The organism is Streptomyces pyxinicus (assembly GCF_024753135.1).
Lineage (GTDB): Bacteria > Actinomycetota > Actinomycetes > Streptomycetales > Streptomycetaceae > Streptomyces > Streptomyces pyxinicus.
The window spans coordinates 108,575-126,747 of record NZ_JANUGP010000017.1; the positions used below are offsets into that span (position 1 = coordinate 108,575).

Consider the following 18,173-nt stretch of genomic DNA (forward strand, 5'->3'; position numbering starts at 1 on the left):
CGGCCGGTCGGCGCCGCTCCCCCGCCTTCAGGCCCGGTTCGGACGGCGCACGCCGGTCGGACGGCTACGCGCTACCGGCGCGCCGCCCGCGCGGTCCCGAGCCGACGGCCCAGCCGATACCGCCCGCGGCGACCAGCACCAGGGCGATCTCCGGCAGGATGCCCAGCTCGGTCGCGGGCGTCCGGGACGTGCGCAGCGGGACCTTCTGGACCAGGTAGTCGGCCGTGAACATGCCGGTCTTCTGGGTGATCTTCCCGTCCGGCATGATGACCGCGGTGACACCGCTGGTCACCGGCACGGTCACGGTGCGGCTGTGCTCGACCGCGCGGACGCGGGACATGGCGAGCTGCTGGTAGGTCATCTCGCTGCGGTCGAAGGTCGCGTTGTTGCTCGGTACGGAGATCATCTCGGCGCCGTGGGTGACGGTGTCGCGCACGGCCCAGTCGAAGGCGGCCTCGTAGCAGGTGGCGAGGCCGACCTTGGCGCCGTCGATGTCGAACACGCCGGGCCCGGAGCCGCGGCTGAAGTCCTGGCGAACCATGCCGGTCCAGTCCTTGTTGATCGCGCCGACCAGGCCGCGCAGCGGGAGGTACTCGCCGAAGGGCTGGATCTGCCGCTTGTCGTAGGTCTGCGTCGGTCCCTTGGCCGGGTCCCACAGCACCTGCTCGTTGAGCAGTCTGCCGTCCTTCTCGACCACGGCACCGACCGAGATGGGCACGCCGACCGCCTTGGCGGCCTCCTCGATGACGGCGGCGGCGTCGGGATTGGTGAAGGGGTCGATGTCGGAGGAGTTCTCCGGCCACAGCACGTAGTCGGGCCTGGCGACCTTGCCGGCCTTGATGTCGGCGGCGAGCTTCAGTGTCTCGCGCACGTGGTGGTCGAGCACGGCCCGCCGCTGGGCGCTGAACTCAAGACCGGCCCGAGGCACGTTGCCCTGCACGAGCGCCACCGTCGCGCTGCCGCCCTCCGCCCGGTCGCTGACCAGGGCGCGGGCCGCGACCGCGGCCACCACGGGTACGGCCACGCTCAGCAGCGCCGCGGCGGCGGCCGTGCGCCGTACCGTGCGAGTGCGCCGCCGCTCCGCGATCAGCCGCCCGGCCTCGTACAGGCCGAAGCCGCACAGGACGACCGCGAAGCCGAGGACGGGGGTGCCGCCCAGGGCGGCGAGCGGCAGGAACACGCCGTCCGCCTGGCCGAACGCGATCTTGCCCCAGGGGAAGCCGTGGAACGGCACGCGCGCGCGTGCCGCCTCGCCCGCGATCCACACGGCCGCCGCCCACACGGGCCAGGCGGGCAGCCGGGAGACGGCGGCGACGCCCACACCGACCAGGGCGATGAAGACCGCCTCGACGGCGACCAGGGCGAGCCAGGGGCCGGGGCCGACCTCCACCCCCGTCCACACCAGCAGCGGCAGCAGGAAGCCGAGCCCGAACAGATAGCCGAGCCCGAGGGCCGCCTTCCAGCCACGGCCGCGCAGCACCCAGCCGAACCCGGCGAAGGCGGGCAGGGCCAGCCACCACAGGGGGCGGGGCGGGAAACTGACGTAGAGCAGCACCCCGCAGAGCGCGGAGGCGAGGGCCGGGACCAGGCGCAGCAGGCGCCCGCCGCGCGCGCCGGGCGCGGGGGACGGCCGGAGCTGGTCCGGCTGGTCCACGGAAGGTGCGGTGACGGTCACCCGGGTGAGTGTACGGCGGCCCACCTGGCCCTCGACAGCGCGGGCGGGCTCGTCCGGGTGGGTCAGTGGACCGGTCCCGGAGTGGTGCGCAGCCGGTGACGGATGACCCGGACCGCCGACTCCGCGTTGTCCACGGTGATCGTGAAGGTGTGGCCGTCCCACAGCCGCAGCACGATGCCCTCACCCCGGCGGACGACGACGGCGGTGCCCTTCTCGGGGCGCCAGCGGTAGCCCCAGCCACCCCAGTGCCGTGGCGTGACGAGGGCGGTGAAGTCGGCGCCGGCCACCTGGGAGAGCGGGATGCGGCGACGCGGCAGTCCCATGTGGCCGCAGCGCACCTCGACGCACTCCCGGTCGAGTCTGAGGTCGACGTGGACGAAGGCGAGGGTCCCGAAGAGGACCAGCAGTCCGGCCGCGATGCAGCCGACGACGGACATCACCAGCGGGGCGGTCCCGGTGGTCCAGGCGGAGTCGACGGCCAGTTCGACGCCGAGCGCCATGCAGGCCGCGCCGGCCAGCGCGAGCAGCCACTGGACGCGGTTGGTGGCGCGTCCGGTCCACACGTCCGGGGGCGGGCCGTCGACGGCGTGGGGGTGCTCCCTCATGCCTACGAGGTTACTCAGGTTTCGCCGCGCGGGTAGCCGGTGGCGGACGGTGACTGCCCCGTGCGGCCCAGGGAACGGCGGCGGGCCGGGTCAGCCTCGGTCGGCGAGCGGGACGGTGGCGGGCAGCAGACGTCCTTCGGCGTAGTGCAGGGCGGCCGGGGGCAGCTCGCCCTCGCGACCGCTGAGCAGCACGGTGAGCGTGCCCTCGGCCGGTGCGTCGGGGGCGGGCAGCTCGCCGATGCGGCGCAGGGCCTGGGCGGCGACCGCGCCGGCCGAGCCGTGCAGGACGAGGAGGCCGTCGTCGGGACGCTGGAGCATGGCGCGGATGCGTTCCGAGACGAGTTCGTAGTGGGTGCAGCCGAGGACGACGGTGGTCACGTCGGCCGGTGTCAGCGCGGCGGCGGCGGTGAGGGCGGCGGCGATGGCCACCTCGTCCGCGTGTTCGACCGCTTCGGCCAGGCCCCAGCAGGGCACCTCGGTCACCGGCACGCCGTCGGCGAAGTCGCGGATGAGTCCGCGCTGGTAGGCGCTGCCGGTGGTGGCGGGGGTCGCCCAGATCGCGATCCGGCCGCCGCCGGCCGCGGCCGGCTTGATCGCCGGTACGGTGCCGACGACCGGGACGCCGGGTTCCAGGCGGGCGCGCAGCGCGGGCAGCGCGTGCACGGTGGCGGTGTTGCAGCCGACGATCAGCGCGTCGGGCCGGTGCGCGGCGGCGGCCTCGGCGACGGCCAGCGCGCGCCGGGTGAGGTCCTCGGGGGTGCGCGGTCCCCAGGGCATGCCGTCGGGGTCGAGGGAGAGCACGAGATCCGCGTCGGGGCGCAGGCGCCGTACCGCGGCGGTGGCCGCCAGCAGGCCGATTCCGGAGTCCATGAGCGCGATCTTCACCCGGCCACGATAGACGATCGCCCGCTGCCGCCCGCCCGGGTGGGGCAGACTGCGGCCGTGAGCGCCTTCCTGTGGATCACCGCCGTGTCCCTGGCCGCCTGGGTCTGGCTGCTGCTGTGCCAGGGCTTCTTCTGGCGCACGGACGTGCGGCTGCCGTCGCGCCGGGAGCCGGCCGCGTGGCCGTCCGTCTGTGTGGTCGTCCCCGCGCGCGACGAGGCCGCCGTACTGCCGGCGAGCCTGCCGTCGCTGCTGGCGCAGGACTATCCGGGGCGGGCGGAGGTCTTCCTCGTGGACGACGGGAGCACGGACGGCACCGGGGAGCTGGCCCGCGAGCTGTCCCGGCGGCACGGGGGGCTGCCGCTCACGGTGGGGTCGCCGGGTGAGCCGCCGGCGGGCTGGACGGGCAAGCTGTGGGCGGTGCGGCACGGGATCGCGCTGGCCCGCGCGCGGGAGCCCGAGTTCCTGCTGCTGACCGACGCGGACATCGCGCACACGCCGGACAGCCTCCGTGAGCTGGTGGCGGCGGCCGGCACCGGCGGCTTCGACGTGGTGTCGCAGATGGCGCGGCTGCGGGTGGACAGCCTCTGGGAACGGCTCGTGGTGCCGGCGTTCGTCTACTTCTTCGCGCAGTTGTACCCGTTCCGCCGGATCGGCCGCGCGGGTGCGCGTACGGCCGCGGCGGCGGGTGGCTGCGTCCTGCTGCGCGCCGCCATGGCGGAGCGGGCGCGGCTCCCCGACGCCATCCGGCACGCGGTCATCGACGACGTGGCGCTGGCCCGCGCGGTCAAGGGCGCCGGGGGCCGGGTGTGGCTGGGGCTGGCCGACAAGGTGGACAGCGTGCGGCCCTATCCGCGGCTGCACGACCTGTGGCGGATGGTGTCGCGCAGCGCCTACGCGCAGTTGCGGCACAGTCCGCCGCTGCTGGTGGGCACGGTCGCGGGGCTCGTGCTGGTGTACCTGGTGCCGCCGGCCGCCCTGGTGGCGGGCGTGGCCGCGGGCGGCCCGGCGACGGCGGTGCTCGGCACTCTGGCGTGGGCGGTGATGACGGGGACGTACGTGCCGATGCTGCGGTACTACCGTCAGCCGCTGTGGCTCGCCCCGCTGCTGCCGTTCACCGCCTTCCTGTACCTGCTGATGACGGTCGACTCGGCCGTGCAGCACTACCGGGGGCGCGGGGCGGCCTGGAAGGGCCGCACCTACGCCCGTCCCGGCGCCGTCACGGACGAGGCCTGAGCCCGGTCACTTGCGGCCGGGGGTCCAGTTCATGCCCCAGCCGTAGGCGCGGTCCACGGTCCGCTGCGGGCTCACGCCGCGCTCCGGCACCAGGTACCGGGCCTCGCGCTGGACGACGAGGTCCCCGCCGGTGTTGGTGAGCAGGGCCAGCGCGCACACCGTGGACGGCACGGTGCACTCGTCGAGCGAGAAGTCGACCGGGGCGCCGTGCTGCGGCTGGAGGGTGACGGTGGCGTGCAGGCCGGCGAAGGAGCTGGCGCCCTCGTAGACCGTGACGAAGACGAGGACGCGCCGCAGGTCGTGGAGGTGGTCGAGGTTGACGGTGAGGTTCTCGCCACTGGCCGTGGCACCGGTGCGGTCGTCGCCGTCGAGGTGGATGTACGGCGGCCGGTTCAGCGATCCGAAGGCGTTGCCGAGCGCCTGGACGACTCCCTTGCGGCCGTCGGCGAGTTCGTACAGGGCGCACAGGTCGAGGTCCAGCTCAAAGCGGCGGGCGCCCCACAGCCCGCCACGGCCCGAAGGCTGCTGGGTGGTCTGCCAGTTGAGGTTCACCCGCAGGGCGCCGGAGGTCGCGCCCTGTTTGGCGAGCGAGACGGCGGGGGCCGCCTTGGTGAGGGTGACCTTGGACAGCCGGACCGGCCGGGGCGCGGGTGCGGGCGGGGCGGCGGGCGGCGGCGGTGCGGTCACGGGTGGCACGACCGGGGGCGGCGGTGCGGTCACGGGCGGCGGCGGGGGCGGCGGTGCGGTCACGGGCGGCGGCGGGGGCGTGCTGCCGCGGCCCGGTGCCGGGTGCTGTGGCTGGTCCACGGTGATGCCGAAGTCCGTTGCCAGTCCTTCGAGTCCGCTGCCGTAGCCCTGGCCGACGGCGCGGAACTTCCAGGCGCCCTGGCGGCGGTAGAGCTCGCCGAGCACGAAGGCGGTCTCGACGGTGGCGCCGGGGTCGTCGAAGCGGGCGACCACCTGGCCGGTCGCGGTGTCGGTCACCTCGATGGAGAGGCCGGGGACCTGTCCGAAGGTGCCGCCGTCCGTGGAGGCGGCGAGGACGATCCGCTCGACGGCGCTCTCCACGCGCGCGAGGTCGACGCCGAGGGTGTCGGTGACGCGTCCGCCGTCCGTCCGCTTGCCCTCGTGCCGCACCGCGCCGGAGGAGTGGGCGGGCTGGTTGTAGAAGACGAAGTCCCCGTCGGAGCGGACCTTTCCGCCGGCGAGCAGCAGCGCCGAGGCGTCGGCGTCGGGTACGCCGGGTCCGGGGCGCCAGCCCACTTCGACGCGCAGGGCCGTGGTCGGCACCGCCGTGTTCGATCCCTTGGACATGTTCATGTCCGCCCCCCTCGCATGTCGTTCACGGGTGTCTCCGCCGGTCCGTTCCCGGCCTGCCCGACAACCTATTCCCGGGCGCGGTGAACGCCCATGACCAGGACACGAGATCGCCGGCCAACCGCCGGTAACGCGGCCTTTACACGATTCAAACGTCGATCGCCGTCCTTTTTTGCCGAGTTCGCTCGCATTGGGGATCCCAGGCCACCCTCGACACGGAAAACAACCCTCTTATCGGTCTCCCCAACCAGCACATCGTGGGCTTAACTTATGTGCCATGACCTCCCCCCGCTCCACTTATGGCGGCGGCTACTACTCCGCCTCCTTCCCGGACACCCCGATCTACGACTCGCTCGTGGCCGAGCGGGGCACCCCGCAGATCGCTCCGATCCGGGTCCCCGCCGCCTACGACATGGGCAGCAGCCTCCCCGCCCTGCCGTCGGCGCTGCCCGCCCTCCCGGCGGCCCCCTCCCCGCAGTTCCCCTCCTACGGCTACCCGCAGGCGCAGCAGCCCGCACCGCTGCAGCAGGCGCCGACGGCGTACATCCCGCAGCAGGCGAGCGCCCCGCGCGGCTATCCCGGCCCGGGGGCTCCGCAGCCGCAGCGCCCGATGGCGCCGAGCGCGGGCTACGAGGCCATGCGTCCGGCCGCCCCGCGACCCGCGCAGGCGTCCTACCAGGACCCGTACAACAGCCAGCAGTACCGCGGCTACTGACCGACGCTCCCCGGCGCCACCGCCGCCACCTGGCACGATGGCGTCATGGGAAGCGCCGAGGTGCTGTCGATCCACATCCATCCGGTCAAGGCGTTCCGGGGTGTCTCGCCCCGCGAGGCCGTCGTGGAGCCCTGGGGTCTGGCCGGTGACCGGCGCTGGGCACTGATCGACGACGGGGGAAAGGTCGTCACCCAGCGCGAGCAGCCGCGGCTCGCGTCCGCCGCCGCCGAGCCCGAGGCCGGCGGCGGCATCCGTCTGTCGGCGCCCGGCCGGGAGCCCCTCACGGTCGCGGTACCGCGGCACGGTACGACGGTGCCGGTGAGCGTCTTCGGCACGAAGGTCGAGGCCGTCCCGGCGGCGCCCGAGGCGCACGCCTGGTGCGGCGCCTACCTGGGGGCCGGGGTCCGGCTGGTGCACATGGACGACCCGGCCACCCGCCGTCCCCTCGACCCGGAGTACGCCCGGCCCGGTGAGACGGTGAGCCTCGCCGACGGCTACCCCCTGCTGGTCACCACGGTGGCCTCCCTCGACGCCCTCAACTCCCTGATCGCGCGGGGCGACCGCGCCGACGAGGGCCCGCTGCCCATGAACCGCTTCCGCCCCAACCTCGTCGTCGCCGGCACCGCGCCCTGGGCCGAGGACCACTGGATCCGGCTCCGCGTCGGCGCGGTGCTCTTCCGGGTCGCCAAGCCCTGCGGACGGTGCGTGGTGACCACCACCGACCAGGACACGGCCGTACGCGGCCGGGAACCGCTGCGTACCCTGGGCCGTCATCGAAGGATCGACGGCAAGCTCGTCTTCGGACAGAACCTGGTCCCGCTCACGACCGGCACCGTCAGGGTCGGGGACCCGGTCCGGGTACGGGAGCGGGACCGGGAACCCGGGTCGCGTCCCGATCGTTGAGCCGGCATGAGAAATTCATGAGGACCGGGGGGCCGGGAGCGTCGGGGGGTGGGGAGATGCGGACACTGACGGGGCTGTGGCGTTGGCGGAACAATCCGCTGCGCCGTGCGACCGATGTCGCCGAGGCGTGGGTGGCCCTCACGGCGCTGCTGCTCGTCGCCGTGGCCGCGCCCGTCGCCGGCTGTCTGGTCGGGTTCGCCGCGCAGGACTCCCTCCAGCGCTCCGCGCGGGAGCAGCGGCACACCCGGTACCTCGTCACCGCCACCGTGACGCGGGATCTGGGCGAGGCCCCGCTGGACACCGATCCCGAGACCACCACCGCGCACACGTCCCGCAGCCGTGTCCTCGCCGACTGGACCGCGCCCGACGGCACCCCGCGGCACGGCCAGGTGCTCGCCGACCTCAAGTCCCCGCACCCCGGGACCCGGTTCAGGGTCTGGACGGACCCGCACGGCCGAATAACGACCCGGCCGATGGACTCCCCCACGGCGACGGCGCACGCGGTGCTCGCCGGGATCGGCGCGGCCCTGGTGACCGCGGCCCTGGTCGAGGGCGGCCGGCGCCTGGCCGTCTGGCGCCTGGTCCGCCGGCGGTACACGCGCTGGGACCAGGCCTGGGACCGGGCGGGCCCGGACTGGGGCAAGGCGGGCACCGGCAGTTGACGGCCTTGCGGCTCTGGTCAACCCGGCCCGCACGCACACGCTACGGTGGACCGGCCGGAGCGCTTCCGGCGACGGCCCACAGGTACGCGAACGCGACCGGGGCGCGGGTCCCCGGGAGCGCGAACGCGCCCGGGTCCCAGGGGCCGGGCACGCTCGCGGTCGCGGCACCCGCGGCCACGCCCCTCGGGGGCGAGCCATCAGTACGACGAGGTGGGGGCACAGCAACGCCATGGCACAGGGCACGGTCCAGGTGACGCACACCGGTACTTCGCGGTGGCGGCGCCGCACGGGTGAGTACGCGTCGCTCGCCGCCGCCCTGGAGGCCGCCGCCGAGGGCGACGTCCTCACGATCGCCCCCGGCACCTACCGGGAGAACCTCGTCGTCGAGCGGGCGGTGACGCTCCGCGGGCCCGAGGGCTCCCCCGGCTCGGTGCGGATCGCGCCCGTGGACGGCGTGCCGCTGACCGTGCGCGCCTCCGCCGTGGTGCAGGACCTGCACGTGGAGGGCCAGGACGCGGCGGCGCCCGCGCTGCTGGTCGAGGAGGGGACGCCCGAGCTGGCGGACATACGGATCGTCACCCGGTCCGCCAGCGGCATCGAGGTGCGCGGCGGCGCCCGGCCGACCGTGCGCCGCTGCACCGTGGACAACCCGGCCGGCATCGGCATCGCCGTACTGGACGGCGGGGCCGGGGTGTTCGAGGAGTGCGAGATCGTCGCGGCCGGGCAGGCGGGCGTGGCGGTGCGGGGCGGCGCGCGTCCCCGCCTGGTGCGCTGCCGGGTGCACCACGCCTCCGGCACCGGGCTCACCGCCACCGGGGAGAACTCCGCGCTGGAGGCGGTCGGCTGCGAGATCTACGAGGTGCGCGGCTCCGGGGTGCAGGTCACCCAGCGGGCCACGGCGCAGCTGACCGACTGCGATGTGCACCGCACCACCGCGGACGGCGTCACGCTGGACACGGACGCGGTGCTCACGCTCGCCGACTGCCGTATCCACGACATCCCGGAGAACGCGGTCGACCTGCGCTCGCGCTCGGTGCTCACCCTGACCCGGACGACGGTCCGCCAGTTCGGGCGCAACGGCCTGTCGGTGTGGGACCCGGGCACCCGGGTGGACGCCAACCAGTGCGAGATCTTCGACAGCACCGGCGACTATCCGGCGGTGTGGGTGAGCGACGGCGCCACCGCGGTGCTGGACTCGTGCCGGGTGCACGACGTGCCCGACGCGCTGTTCGTGCTGGACCGGGGTTCGCGCGTCGACGTCGTGGACAGCGACCTGTCCCAGGTGCGCAACACCGCCGTGTCGGTGAGCGACGGAGCCACCGCCCAGTTGGACGACTGCCGGATCAGGGAGGCCGCCACCGGTGCCTGGTTCCGCGACCACGGCAGCGGCGGCACCCTGAACAACTGCACGCTGGCCGGCACCCAGACCGGTGTGATCGTCACCAAGGGCGCCGACCCCACCGTCGAGCGGTGCGTGGTCGACTCCCCCGCCGAGGCCGGGTTCTACGTCTCGGCGGGCGGCCGGGGCAGCTTCCTGAACTGCCGGGTCAGCGGCAGCGGCGGCTACGGCTTCCATGTGATCGACGGCTGCCGCGCGACGCTGCGCAGGTGCCGTACGGAGCGCTGCGCGCGCGGCGGTTACGAGTTCGCGGAAGCCGGACCGGACACGGGTTCCGGGACGGGCCCGGTGGTGGAGGACTGCACCGGCGACGAGAGCGGCGGTCCGCGCCCGCCGGCGCCCCGGGAACCGGCCGTGCAGACGGCGCCGGCGTCCGCCGGTCTGCTCGGCCCGGTCCCCGGCCCGCCCGGCACCGCCGCCGAGCCGCCGGCCGCCGCCGAACCGGCCGCGCCGGTGCGGACGTCGAAGGACGTGCTCGGTGAACTCGACGCGCTGGTGGGCCTGGAGAGCGTCAAGCGCGAGGTGCGGGCGCTGACCGACATGATCGAGGTGGGCCGGCGCCGGCAGCGGGCGGGCCTCAAGGCGGCCTCCGTCAAACGGCATCTGGTGTTCACCGGCTCCCCCGGCACCGGCAAGACGACGGTCGCCCGGCTCTACGGCGAGATCCTCGCCTCGCTCGGCGTGCTGGAGAAGGGCCACCTGGTCGAGGTGTCCCGGGTCGACCTGGTCGGCGAGCACATCGGGTCCACGGCGATCCGCACGCAGGAGGCGTTCGAACGGGCGCGCGGCGGGGTGCTGTTCATCGACGAGGCGTACGCGCTGTCCCCCGAGGACGCCGGGCGCGACTTCGGCAAGGAGGCCATCGACACCCTGGTGAAGCTGATGGAGGACCACCGGGACGCGGTGGTGGTGATCGTCGCCGGGTACACCGCGGAGATGGAGCGCTTCCTGTCCGTGAACCCCGGTGTCGCCTCCCGGTTCTCGCGCACCATCACCTTCGGCGACTACGGCTCCGAGGAGTTGCTGCGGATCGTGGAGCAGCAGGCCGACGAGCACGAGTACCGGCTGACGCCGGGCGCGTCGGAGGCGCTGCTGAAGTACTTCACCGAGCTGCCGAAGGGCCCGGCGTTCGGCAACGGCCGTACCGCCCGGGGCACCTTCGAGGCGATGGTGGAGCGGCACGCGAGCCGGGTCGCCCAGGTCCTCGACCCGACGACCGACGAGCTGACCCTGCTGTACGCGGAGGACCTGCCGCCGCTGCCGTGAGCCGGGACCGCCCCGGCGGGCCGGGGCGGTCGTGCGGGGCGCCGGTCAGGCGTGGCCGTGCGGCCGGCCGGCCTGGTAGTCGCCGGCCGGCTGCTGGATGATGACGTTGCCCCGGTTGAAGGCGTTGATGAGGGCGATGGTGCACACCAGGGCGGCCAGCTGCTCCTCGTCGTAGTGTTGGGCGGCGTTCGTCCAGGCCTCGTCGGTGACGCCCCCGGCCGCGTCGGCGATGCGGGTGCCCTGCTCCGCGAGTTCCAGGGCGGCGCGCTCGGCCTCGGTGAACACGGTGGCCTCCCGCCAAGCGGCGACCAGGTTGAGCCGGGTGGCGCTCTCGCCCGCGTGTACGGCGTCCTTGAAGTGCATGTCGACGCAGAAACCGCAGCCGTTGACCTGGCTGGCCCGCAGCTTCACCAGTTCCCGGGTCGCGAGGGGCAGTGTCGAGTCCGCGAGCACCTGGTCCGCGGCGATGAGGTGCTTCCAGAACTCGCCGGTGACCGGGCTGGCGAAGACGTTCAGTCGGGCTGCCATGGGGTGCGCTCCTTCGTCGGCGTGCGGGATACACCCCTGTGGACGGGGCAGCCCGGCGCCTTGTGACATCGCCGGTCGTGACCCGGGGCTCACTCGCCGGGACCCGGTTCCGGGCGCTGGCCCGGCAGGTCCGGGCGCAGCCGGGCCAGCAGGCGAGCGCGTTCGCGGGTGAAGGCGGGGTCCGCCTGGTAGTCGGAGTGCCCGAGGATGGGGGCGGGCAGCGGGTGGGCGGCGGTACGGCCGTAGGCGAGCGGGTCGCGCAGCGGCTCGTGGTCCACGTCCGGGGCGGTGTCGTCGGGCACCCGGACGGGGCCGCCGATGGGGTCGGTCGGGCGGTAGAGGTTGCGCCAGCAGGCGACGTCCCGGTGCAGCCCGGCGAGCGCCGGCGGCCCGAAGTGCGCCGGGAACCAGCGGCCGTAGAGGCGCTCCAGCGGGCAGCCGTAGGTCAGCAGGGCGACGCGCCCGCGCACCGACGGGGCGAGCTGCCAGGCCGCGGCGGCGGCGAGGACACTGCCCTGGGAGTGCCCGGACAGCACCAGCCGGCCCCCGGTGCGCCGGGTCCAGGTGTCCATCCGCCAGGTCAGGTCGGGTACCGCGCGCTCGGCGTAGCAGGGCGGGGCGAAGGGGTGGGCGGCGCGGGGCCAGAAGGTGCCGACGTCCCAGAGGATGCCGATGGTGCGGCGGGCCGAGGCGTCCTTGTAGGCGCGCCGGCCCCAGGTGACGAACAGCAGGAAGCCGGCCCCTATCAGCCAGGAGCCCACCGCCTGCGAGGTCCCGGCGAGGCCCCGCACGACGCCGTCGGCGCGGGCGGCCGCGCCGTCCGGTGTGGTGCCGGTGGCCAGGGCGCCGGTCAGGGCGGCCGCGCCCAGCACCAGGGTGGTGGCGGTGAGCACGGCGAGGGCGAGCGGGGCCCGGTCGGTGAGGGTGGCCATGGCCCGGGCGTGGGCGATGGCGCGGGTGCGGGCCGGGTCCTCGGGTTCGCCGGGGTGCTCGTGGCGGATGCGAGCGCGTTCGGCGCGGGCCAGGCGCGCGGCGCGCAGGCCGAGCCGGGCGGCCAGCAGGAGCAGGACGACGAGGACGGCGGGGATGGTGGACGCCTGCCAGGTGAGCAGGACGGGCGGCCCCGGCAGCAGGGCGCGGGTGCCGTCCAGCCAGTCGGCGACGCGCTGGGCGACCCCGCCGGACATCACGCCGCCCAGTGCGCAGGCGAGCAGCGCGACGGCCGGGCCGCCGAGGCCGCGCATCCCGGCACGCGGGTCGGGACGGCGGCGGTGCAGGTCCAAGGCGACGACGGCGAGGGCGATGACGAGGACACCCTGGGCCGACATCAGCGCGCCGAAGGCGGGGTCGCCGGGCAGCCGGCCGCCGGACCGCCAGCCGGGCCGGGACCAGCCGGCGTAGACCAGCGTGAGGAGCAGCAGCGCGAGCGCGCCGAGGGGCAGGCCGCGGACGAGGTGCGCGTCGAGGTGCCGGTCGGGGCACCGCTCGCTGCGGCCCCGGCGGCAGACCACGCCGACGGCGGTGCCGGCGGCGAGCAGCAGGCCGGCGGTCAGCAGCCGGCCCAGCGTGTCCAAGGCCGGGGGCCCGCCCGGGCGGTGGTCGAAGCGGATCGCGGGGGTGGCGACGGCGGCGGCCACGGTGAGCAGCCCGGTCGCGGTGTGCGCGGCACGCAGCCGGGCCACCAGGCGGCGGCCGTACCAGAAGCCGGGCCGGGACAGGGCGCTGTCGTCGGCCGGTTCGGGGTCGCGGGTGAGCGGCTGGTGGGACTCGTAGGCGCTCCAGGTGCGGTGGGAGAGATACCAGAGCAGGCCGGTGAGCGCGGTCGGGATGAGGGCGGCCAGGGCGAGCCGGCGGCCGGGGGCGCTCCACCAGCCACCGTGCACGCCGGGGGCGAGGAAGCCGAGCCAGGTGTGGCGGCGGGCGCAGCGCTCGGCGCCGGCGCACTGCCAGGCCACCAGGTCCAGGGCGACCTCGCAGGCCCCGGCCACGAGTAACGCGGTGAGGGTGAGGGCGACGAGCCGGACGAGGAGGCCGTAGAGGCGGACGGTGCGGTGGCGGCCGGCCGCGGCGGGCCGCATCCAGTGGGCGAGGTTGACCACCATGAACGGCAGCAGCAACAGCCACAGGGCGCGGCTGCCGTCGCCCGAGGTCAGGTTGCACCAGACGTACGCCTCCCGGACCGGCCCGGGGCCCGGGCGGCGGCCGGGTCCGGCGTCCGCGGCGCGCCGGAACACGGCGGCCGTGTCGTCGCCGGTGATCCGGACGGTCCGCGGATCGCCGAGCATCTTCTCGGGGGTGGTGCCGCCGACGCCGTGCACGAGGAGTTCGAGATCGGTGTCCGGTTCGTGGTCCGGCGGTCCGGTTTCCGGCGGCTGGTGTGCCGGCTCGGTGGTGTGCTGTCCGTGGGGGTGTCGCTGCGCGCTGTCCACTGCTCTGGCCCTTCACCCGGTGCCGCCCTGATGGCCTGTGCGGGTGCGCGCTTCATCTCCGCTTCCGCGCCGGTGTACACGCGCCGTCACGGAATCTCCCCGATCCGGGTGACGGCGGCCGGGACCGCGACGGCCCGGACGGCATGTCCGCGTCGGCTCGGGTGGTGGCGCGAGCGGTGCCCACCCGTGAAAGGATGGGACGCCCGCGCGCCGTCGGACCGCCGGAACATCCTGGTCGGAGCCGGTGCGGCGGGCGGGTCGGACGGTTGGCGGCGAAAGGACCGGAGCGTACGTGAGCGAGAATCAGAACCTCCTCGCCGAGCAGCGCCGTGCCCTGATCCTCGACGAGGTCCGGCGCCGGGGCGGGGTGCGGGTCAACGAACTGACGCGCAGGCTCGGGGTGTCGGACATGACGGTGCGCCGCGATCTGGACGCCCTCGCCCGCCAGGGGGTCCTGGAGAAGGTGCACGGCGGGGCGGTGCCGGTGGTCGAGCCCAGCACCCACGAGCCGGGGTTCGAGGCGAAGTCGACTCTCGAACTGTCCGCCAAGGAGGACATCGCGCGCGCCGCCGCCGACCTGGTGTCCCCGGGCACGGCGATCGCGCTGTCGGGCGGTACGACGACCTACGCGCTCGCGCAGCAGCTGCTGGAGGTGCCCGACCTGACCGTGGTGACGAACTCGGTGCGGGTCGCGGACGTCTTCCACGCGGCGCAGCGCACCTCGGGGCAGCGGCAGGGCGCGGCCACGGTCGTGCTGACCGGCGGAGTGCGCACCCCCTCGGACTCGCTGGTGGGCCCGGTGGCGGACCAGGCGATCGCCGCGCTCCACTTCGACCTGCTCTTCCTCGGGGTGCACGGCATATCCGTGGAGGCCGGGCTGTCCACGCCGAACCTGGCGGAGGCGGAGACCAACCGCCGCCTGGTGCACTCCGCGCGCCGGGTCGTGGTGGTCGCCGACCACACCAAGTGGGGCACGGTGGGCCTGAGTTCGTTCGCCACGCTGGCGCAGGTCGACACCCTGGTCACCGACGCGGGACTGCCCGCCGAGGCCCGCTCGGAGGTCTCCGAGCACCTGGCGCGCCTGATCGTGACGGGCGAACCGGAGCCGGAGCCCGGCCCGGACGACGACATCTGACGCCACGTCGGCGAGCGGGCGGGCGGCTGACGCCGAGCGGCCTCGCCGCGACTCAGCCGGGCCAGGCGCCGGTCAGCAGCAGCGTGTCGATCGCCGCCGCGTACGGCGTGATGTCCAGGCCCTGGCCGGCGAGCCAGGCATCGGAGTAGTACTTGTCCAGGTACCGGTCGCCGGGGTCGCAGAGCAGGGTGACCACGCTGCCGGTGCGCCCCTCGGCGACCATCTCCGAGACGATCTTCAGCGCGCTCCACAGCCCGGTGCCCGTCGAGCCGCCCGCCTTGCGGCCGATGGCCCGCTCCAGGGCGCGTACGGCGGCCACGCTGGCGGCGTCCGGGACCTTCATCATCCGGTCGATCGCGCCGGGCACGAAGCTCGGCTCCATGCGCGGCCGGCCGATGCCCTCGATACGGGAGCCGCAGTCGCAGGTGACGTCCGTGTCGCCGGTGGTCCAGCCCTCGAAGAAGCAGGAGTTCTCCGGGTCGGCCACACAGATACGGGTGTCGTACTGCATGTAGTGCACATAGCGCGCCAGGGTCGCGGAGGTGCCGCCGGTGCCGGCCGTGGCGACGATCCACGCCGGGTGCGGGAACCGCTCCAACTCCAGCTGGCGGAAGATCGATTCGGCGATGTTGTTGTTGCCCCGCCAGTCGGTGGCCCGTTCGGCGTAGGTGAACTGGTCCATGTAGTGGCCGCCGGTCTCCGCGGCGAGGCGGGCGGACTCCTCGTACATCTTCCGGGAGTCGTCCACGAAGTGGCAGCGTCCGCCGTGGAACTCGATCAGACGGCACTTCTCGGCGCTGGTCGTGCGGGGCATGACCGCGATGAACGGCACGCCGATCAGCTTGGCGAAGTAGGCCTCGGAGACGGCGGTGGAGCCGCTGGAGGCCTCGATCACCGGCCGGTCCGGGCGGATCCAGCCGTTGCAGAGGCCGTAGAGGAACAGGGAGCGGGCGAGCCGGTGCTTGAGGCTGCCGGTGGGGTGGGTCGACTCGTCCTTGAGGTAGAGGTCGATGCCCCACCGCTCGGGCAGCGGGAAGCGCAGCAGGTGCGTGTCCGCCGAGCGGTTGGCATCGGCCTGGACCTTGCGGACGGCTTCTTTCAGCCAGTCACGGTAGTGGGCGTCGCTGCGGTCGATGTCGAGGGTGGCGCCGGTCCGGGCCTGCGGGATGGTGCTCACGGCGGTGCTCCTTACGCTGGACGCCGGCGACGCCGCACGCGGCCGGCACTTCGAGCATAGGCACCTTTCAGACCGCTTCCCACCTGCATAAACGCATCTTTGAGCCACCCAAAGGCACCCTGGGGAACAGGTGTGCCGGGTCGCGGGGGGCGCATTGGCGGGAGTGCTCCGGGCGCTCGTCGCGTCCGCCCCGCGCGTACTGGTGCTCACGGCCGCGTCGGGGCAGACTGCACGCGGCGGGACGATCGTCCCGTACGGGGGCGCACACCATGTCTCACGGGAACAGCGGAACCGCGGGAACAGGCGCGAGGGGGCGGCGAAGGATGGCGGAGCCCGAGTTCACGGCCACGGGCGTGCGGATCGGCAAGCGGCTGCGCTCACTCACCCGCGCGGGGCAGGTCCGGATCAGCGACGGCAGGCTGGAGTTGCTCACCAGCTACGGCAGCGAGATCGACAGCGCTCCGCTGCGGGCGGTACGGGCCTCCAGGCCGTGGTTCGCGCCGGAGGACCGGGCCCTCGCCGACCTCGACGGCAACCGGTACCTGCTGACGCTCGGCCAGCACGATCCCGCTCCGGGTGAACCGGGGCCGCCCGCCGCGCGGCGGTTCATCGAGGCGGTGCGCCGCGCTGCCGGGCGCGGCGCATGACGGATGGCGTCCCGCGCGCACCCCGCGTGGCCGTGCGTCGCGGCGAGTTGCGGGAGCGCGTCCACTGCGCCACGCTGGTCTCACGTCACTCTGGGTTTACCGGCGATAACGCTGCGAACCAGCCCGCCGGCCACGACAGCAGGCGGCCGTCTGAACTGGTGCAGTCCTGCTGGATCCGTTGTTCTCCGTGTTCTTCCGGTTCCTCCGGACCTCACATCGGGGAGTCGCAGCCGTGACCAGTCACCCAAGCAGGCACTGCACGGTGGAGCTGCAAGCCCTGCCGTCGCGGATCGGCCAGGTCCGCAGAATCGTATCTGCGCAGTTGCGCTACTGGCATATGGACCCCTTGATCGACCGGGCCGCGCTCGGTGTGACGGAGCTGCTCAGCAACGTCCACCGGCACGCGAGGCCCGACAAGTCGTGCACCGTCGAGCTGGAGCTGCTGCCCGACCGGCTCACCGTGTCCGTGCGCGACCACGACCCCCGGCTGCCCGTCCTGACCGACGCCGCCGACGTGCCGGACGCCGGCCCGCTGGCCACGTGCGGGCGGGGGCTGGCGATGGTCGCCGCGATGAGCGAGAGCTGGGGCGCGCGGCCGGTCGGCGAGGACGGCAAGGTGGTGTGGTTCACCCTGCCGGCCACGTCCCTCCAGGCCCCGGCCCGGGTGTCGTACGCGCCGCACCGGGCGCCGACACGCCGTCCGACGCAGGTCCCCGCCGCAGCGCCGGTCGGCGACACGGTCGGCGCGGGCACGGCCGTCGACCTCGTCGTACCGCTCGACGCGGGGGCTCCGGTGGGCGGCGGGACTCCGGTCGGAGCGGGGGCTCCCGGGAGGGCGGCGGCTCCGGTCGGCGCGACGGCACCGCTGGGCGCCGGTGCGCTGGCCCACGCCGGGGCGGCCGGTGGCCGGACCCGGGGGCCCGCCTGACCGACGGCGCGCGGGCCGGCGTCCGGCAGGACCGGCCGCCGGTCGTGAGCCGGGGCCGGAGCGGAGCGGGACCGTGGCGGACGTACGGCGGTGAGGCGGGCCGGCGCAGACAAGGTACAGCGAGACCATGGCGGGCGTACGGCGGCGAGGCGGGCCGGCGCACGCAGGGCGCGGCCCCGCCCTGCCCGCGCGACGACGCGAGGCGCCGTCGCCGTCGCGCCGTACCGCCCTTGCCCAGGCGGCCGAAGTGCTCTTCCAGCGGGGAGAGCCGGCGCCAGTACTCCTCCTCGTCGGTCTCGCCGGAGGCGAAGTGGCGGCCGAGGACGGCGAGCGGGGAGTCGCCGGCCGGGCGGCCACCGGCCACCGGCCGCCAGGGCGCGCCGCGTCCGCGCGGGCCGGTACGGCGCAGGAAGGTGACGGCGCCGGTCACGACGGCCGCCCAGATCAGCGGGAGGAACAGGCTTCACGGGCCGGGTCCGCCGTGCCGGTTCGCCAGGGTCTGCGTCTCGGGTCGTCTCCCTCGTCGGCCGCGGTCTTCGGTGACAGGTCGAGCCTGCCGCCGGGAGGGCCCGCGTGGCGTCGTGCGGGCGACGGCACCGGGCGTACGACGTCGGGAGTACGGGAGACCGCGAAGACTTCGACGTCTCTGATGCCAACTGTAACTACTAG

At 74.7% G+C, this 18,173-nt stretch carries 14 protein-coding genes and 2 pseudogenes; 8 read left to right on the forward strand and 8 right to left on the reverse strand.

Annotation, left to right across the window (positions count from 1 at the left end; translation table 11 throughout):
- Positions 1-64 precede the first annotated feature (64 nt).
- From lnt to NX794_RS21975, 3 genes are all read right to left on the reverse strand, one after another.
- Positions 65-1,675 (reverse strand): apolipoprotein N-acyltransferase, encoded by a 1,611-nt coding sequence (lnt, locus tag NX794_RS21965; protein WP_258780392.1) that lies wholly within the window; start codon positions 1,673-1,675, stop codon positions 65-67.
- A 62-nt stretch (positions 1,676-1,737) separates the two neighbouring features.
- On the reverse strand, positions 1,738-2,280 hold the full coding sequence (locus NX794_RS21970) for a hypothetical protein (RefSeq protein WP_258780393.1): 543 nt from the start codon (positions 2,278-2,280) through the stop codon (positions 1,738-1,740).
- 90 nt (positions 2,281-2,370) lie between these two features.
- Positions 2,371-3,165: a glutamate racemase gene (locus NX794_RS21975; protein WP_258780394.1), complete on the reverse strand. Its 795-nt coding sequence runs from the start codon at positions 3,163-3,165 to the stop codon at positions 2,371-2,373.
- A 39-nt stretch (positions 3,166-3,204) separates the two neighbouring features.
- Here NX794_RS21975 and NX794_RS21980 point away from each other — a divergent pair, with 39 nt between their 5' ends.
- Positions 3,205-4,398, forward strand: a complete 1,194-nt coding sequence (locus tag NX794_RS21980) for a glycosyltransferase (RefSeq protein WP_258780396.1) — start codon at positions 3,205-3,207, stop codon at positions 4,396-4,398.
- 6 nt (positions 4,399-4,404) lie between these two features.
- Here NX794_RS21980 and NX794_RS21985 read toward each other — a convergent pair whose 3' ends face one another.
- Complete coding sequence (locus NX794_RS21985; protein WP_487416679.1) at positions 4,405-5,712, reverse strand: TerD family protein; 1,308 nt, start codon at positions 5,710-5,712, stop codon at positions 4,405-4,407.
- A 280-nt stretch (positions 5,713-5,992) separates the two neighbouring features.
- Between NX794_RS21985 and NX794_RS21990 the strand changes: the two genes are divergently transcribed.
- The 4 genes from NX794_RS21990 to NX794_RS22005 all read left to right on the forward strand — a co-directional run bounded on the left by NX794_RS21990 (position 5,993) and on the right by NX794_RS22005 (position 10,660).
- Positions 5,993-6,430 (forward strand): DUF6643 family protein, encoded by a 438-nt coding sequence (locus NX794_RS21990; protein ID WP_258780399.1) that lies wholly within the window; start codon positions 5,993-5,995, stop codon positions 6,428-6,430.
- Between the two features lie 45 nt (positions 6,431-6,475).
- A complete protein-coding gene (locus NX794_RS21995) occupies positions 6,476-7,333 on the forward strand; it encodes an MOSC domain-containing protein (RefSeq protein WP_258780401.1) in 858 nt (285 codons plus the stop codon).
- A 56-nt stretch (positions 7,334-7,389) separates the two neighbouring features.
- Positions 7,390-7,995, forward strand: coding sequence for an Rv1733c family protein (locus tag NX794_RS22000; protein WP_258780403.1), 606 nt, complete (start codon positions 7,390-7,392; stop codon positions 7,993-7,995).
- A 229-nt stretch (positions 7,996-8,224) separates the two neighbouring features.
- Positions 8,225-10,660, forward strand: coding sequence for a right-handed parallel beta-helix repeat-containing protein (locus NX794_RS22005; protein WP_258780404.1), 2,436 nt, complete (start codon positions 8,225-8,227; stop codon positions 10,658-10,660).
- Positions 10,661-10,705: 45 nt separating this feature from the next.
- Here NX794_RS22005 and NX794_RS22010 read toward each other — a convergent pair whose 3' ends face one another.
- Positions 10,706-11,188, reverse strand: a complete 483-nt coding sequence (locus tag NX794_RS22010) for a carboxymuconolactone decarboxylase family protein (protein WP_258780406.1) — start codon at positions 11,186-11,188, stop codon at positions 10,706-10,708.
- An 89-nt stretch (positions 11,189-11,277) separates the two neighbouring features.
- Complete coding sequence (locus NX794_RS22015) at positions 11,278-13,506, reverse strand: hypothetical protein (protein ID WP_428985944.1); 2,229 nt, start codon at positions 13,504-13,506, stop codon at positions 11,278-11,280.
- Between the two features lie 403 nt (positions 13,507-13,909).
- Between NX794_RS22015 and NX794_RS22020 the strand changes: the two genes are divergently transcribed.
- Entirely contained in the window at positions 13,910-14,752 is an 843-nt protein-coding gene (locus tag NX794_RS22020) for a DeoR/GlpR family DNA-binding transcription regulator (RefSeq protein ID WP_258780408.1), read from the forward strand.
- Between the two features lie 52 nt (positions 14,753-14,804).
- On the opposite strand, the gene cds1 is transcribed toward NX794_RS22020, so the two are convergent.
- Positions 14,805-15,929, reverse strand: a complete 1,125-nt coding sequence (cds1, locus tag NX794_RS22025; protein ID WP_258780409.1) for an L-cysteine desulfhydrase Cds1 — start codon at positions 15,927-15,929, stop codon at positions 14,805-14,807.
- A 323-nt stretch (positions 15,930-16,252) separates the two neighbouring features.
- Here cds1 and NX794_RS22030 point away from each other — a divergent pair, with 323 nt between their 5' ends.
- Positions 16,253-16,576 (forward strand): hypothetical protein, encoded by a 324-nt coding sequence (locus NX794_RS22030; protein WP_258780410.1) that lies wholly within the window; start codon positions 16,253-16,255, stop codon positions 16,574-16,576.
- 262 nt (positions 16,577-16,838) lie between these two features.
- Positions 16,839-17,306 (forward strand): annotated as a pseudogene (locus NX794_RS22035) (ATP-binding protein); the annotation flags it as partial.
- Positions 17,307-17,721: 415 nt separating this feature from the next.
- On the opposite strand, the pseudogene NX794_RS22040 reads toward NX794_RS22035, so the two are convergent.
- Positions 17,722-17,964, reverse strand: a pseudogene (locus tag NX794_RS22040) (SHOCT domain-containing protein); the annotation flags it as partial.
- Positions 17,965-18,173 lie beyond the last annotated feature (209 nt).

What these genes read in the sequence shown, in the direction of transcription:
- NX794_RS21985 (WP_487416679.1), bottom strand. Translation starts at nt 5,712, where the DNA reads ATGTCCAAGGGATCGAACACGGCGGTGCCGACCACGGCCCTGCGCGTC.
- NX794_RS22005 (WP_258780404.1), top strand. Translation starts at nt 8,225, where the DNA reads ATGGCACAGGGCACGGTCCAGGTGACGCACACCGGTACTTCGCGGTGG.
- NX794_RS21990 (WP_258780399.1), top strand. Translation starts at nt 5,993, where the DNA reads ATGACCTCCCCCCGCTCCACTTATGGCGGCGGCTACTACTCCGCCTCC.
- NX794_RS22000 (WP_258780403.1), top strand. Translation starts at nt 7,390, where the DNA reads ATGCGGACACTGACGGGGCTGTGGCGTTGGCGGAACAATCCGCTGCGC.
- NX794_RS21995 (WP_258780401.1), top strand. Translation starts at nt 6,476, where the DNA reads ATGGGAAGCGCCGAGGTGCTGTCGATCCACATCCATCCGGTCAAGGCG.
- NX794_RS21970 (WP_258780393.1), bottom strand. Translation starts at nt 2,280, where the DNA reads ATGAGGGAGCACCCCCACGCCGTCGACGGCCCGCCCCCGGACGTGTGG.
- NX794_RS22010 (WP_258780406.1), bottom strand. Translation starts at nt 11,188, where the DNA reads ATGGCAGCCCGACTGAACGTCTTCGCCAGCCCGGTCACCGGCGAGTTC.
- NX794_RS22030 (WP_258780410.1), top strand. Translation starts at nt 16,253, where the DNA reads ATGGCGGAGCCCGAGTTCACGGCCACGGGCGTGCGGATCGGCAAGCGG.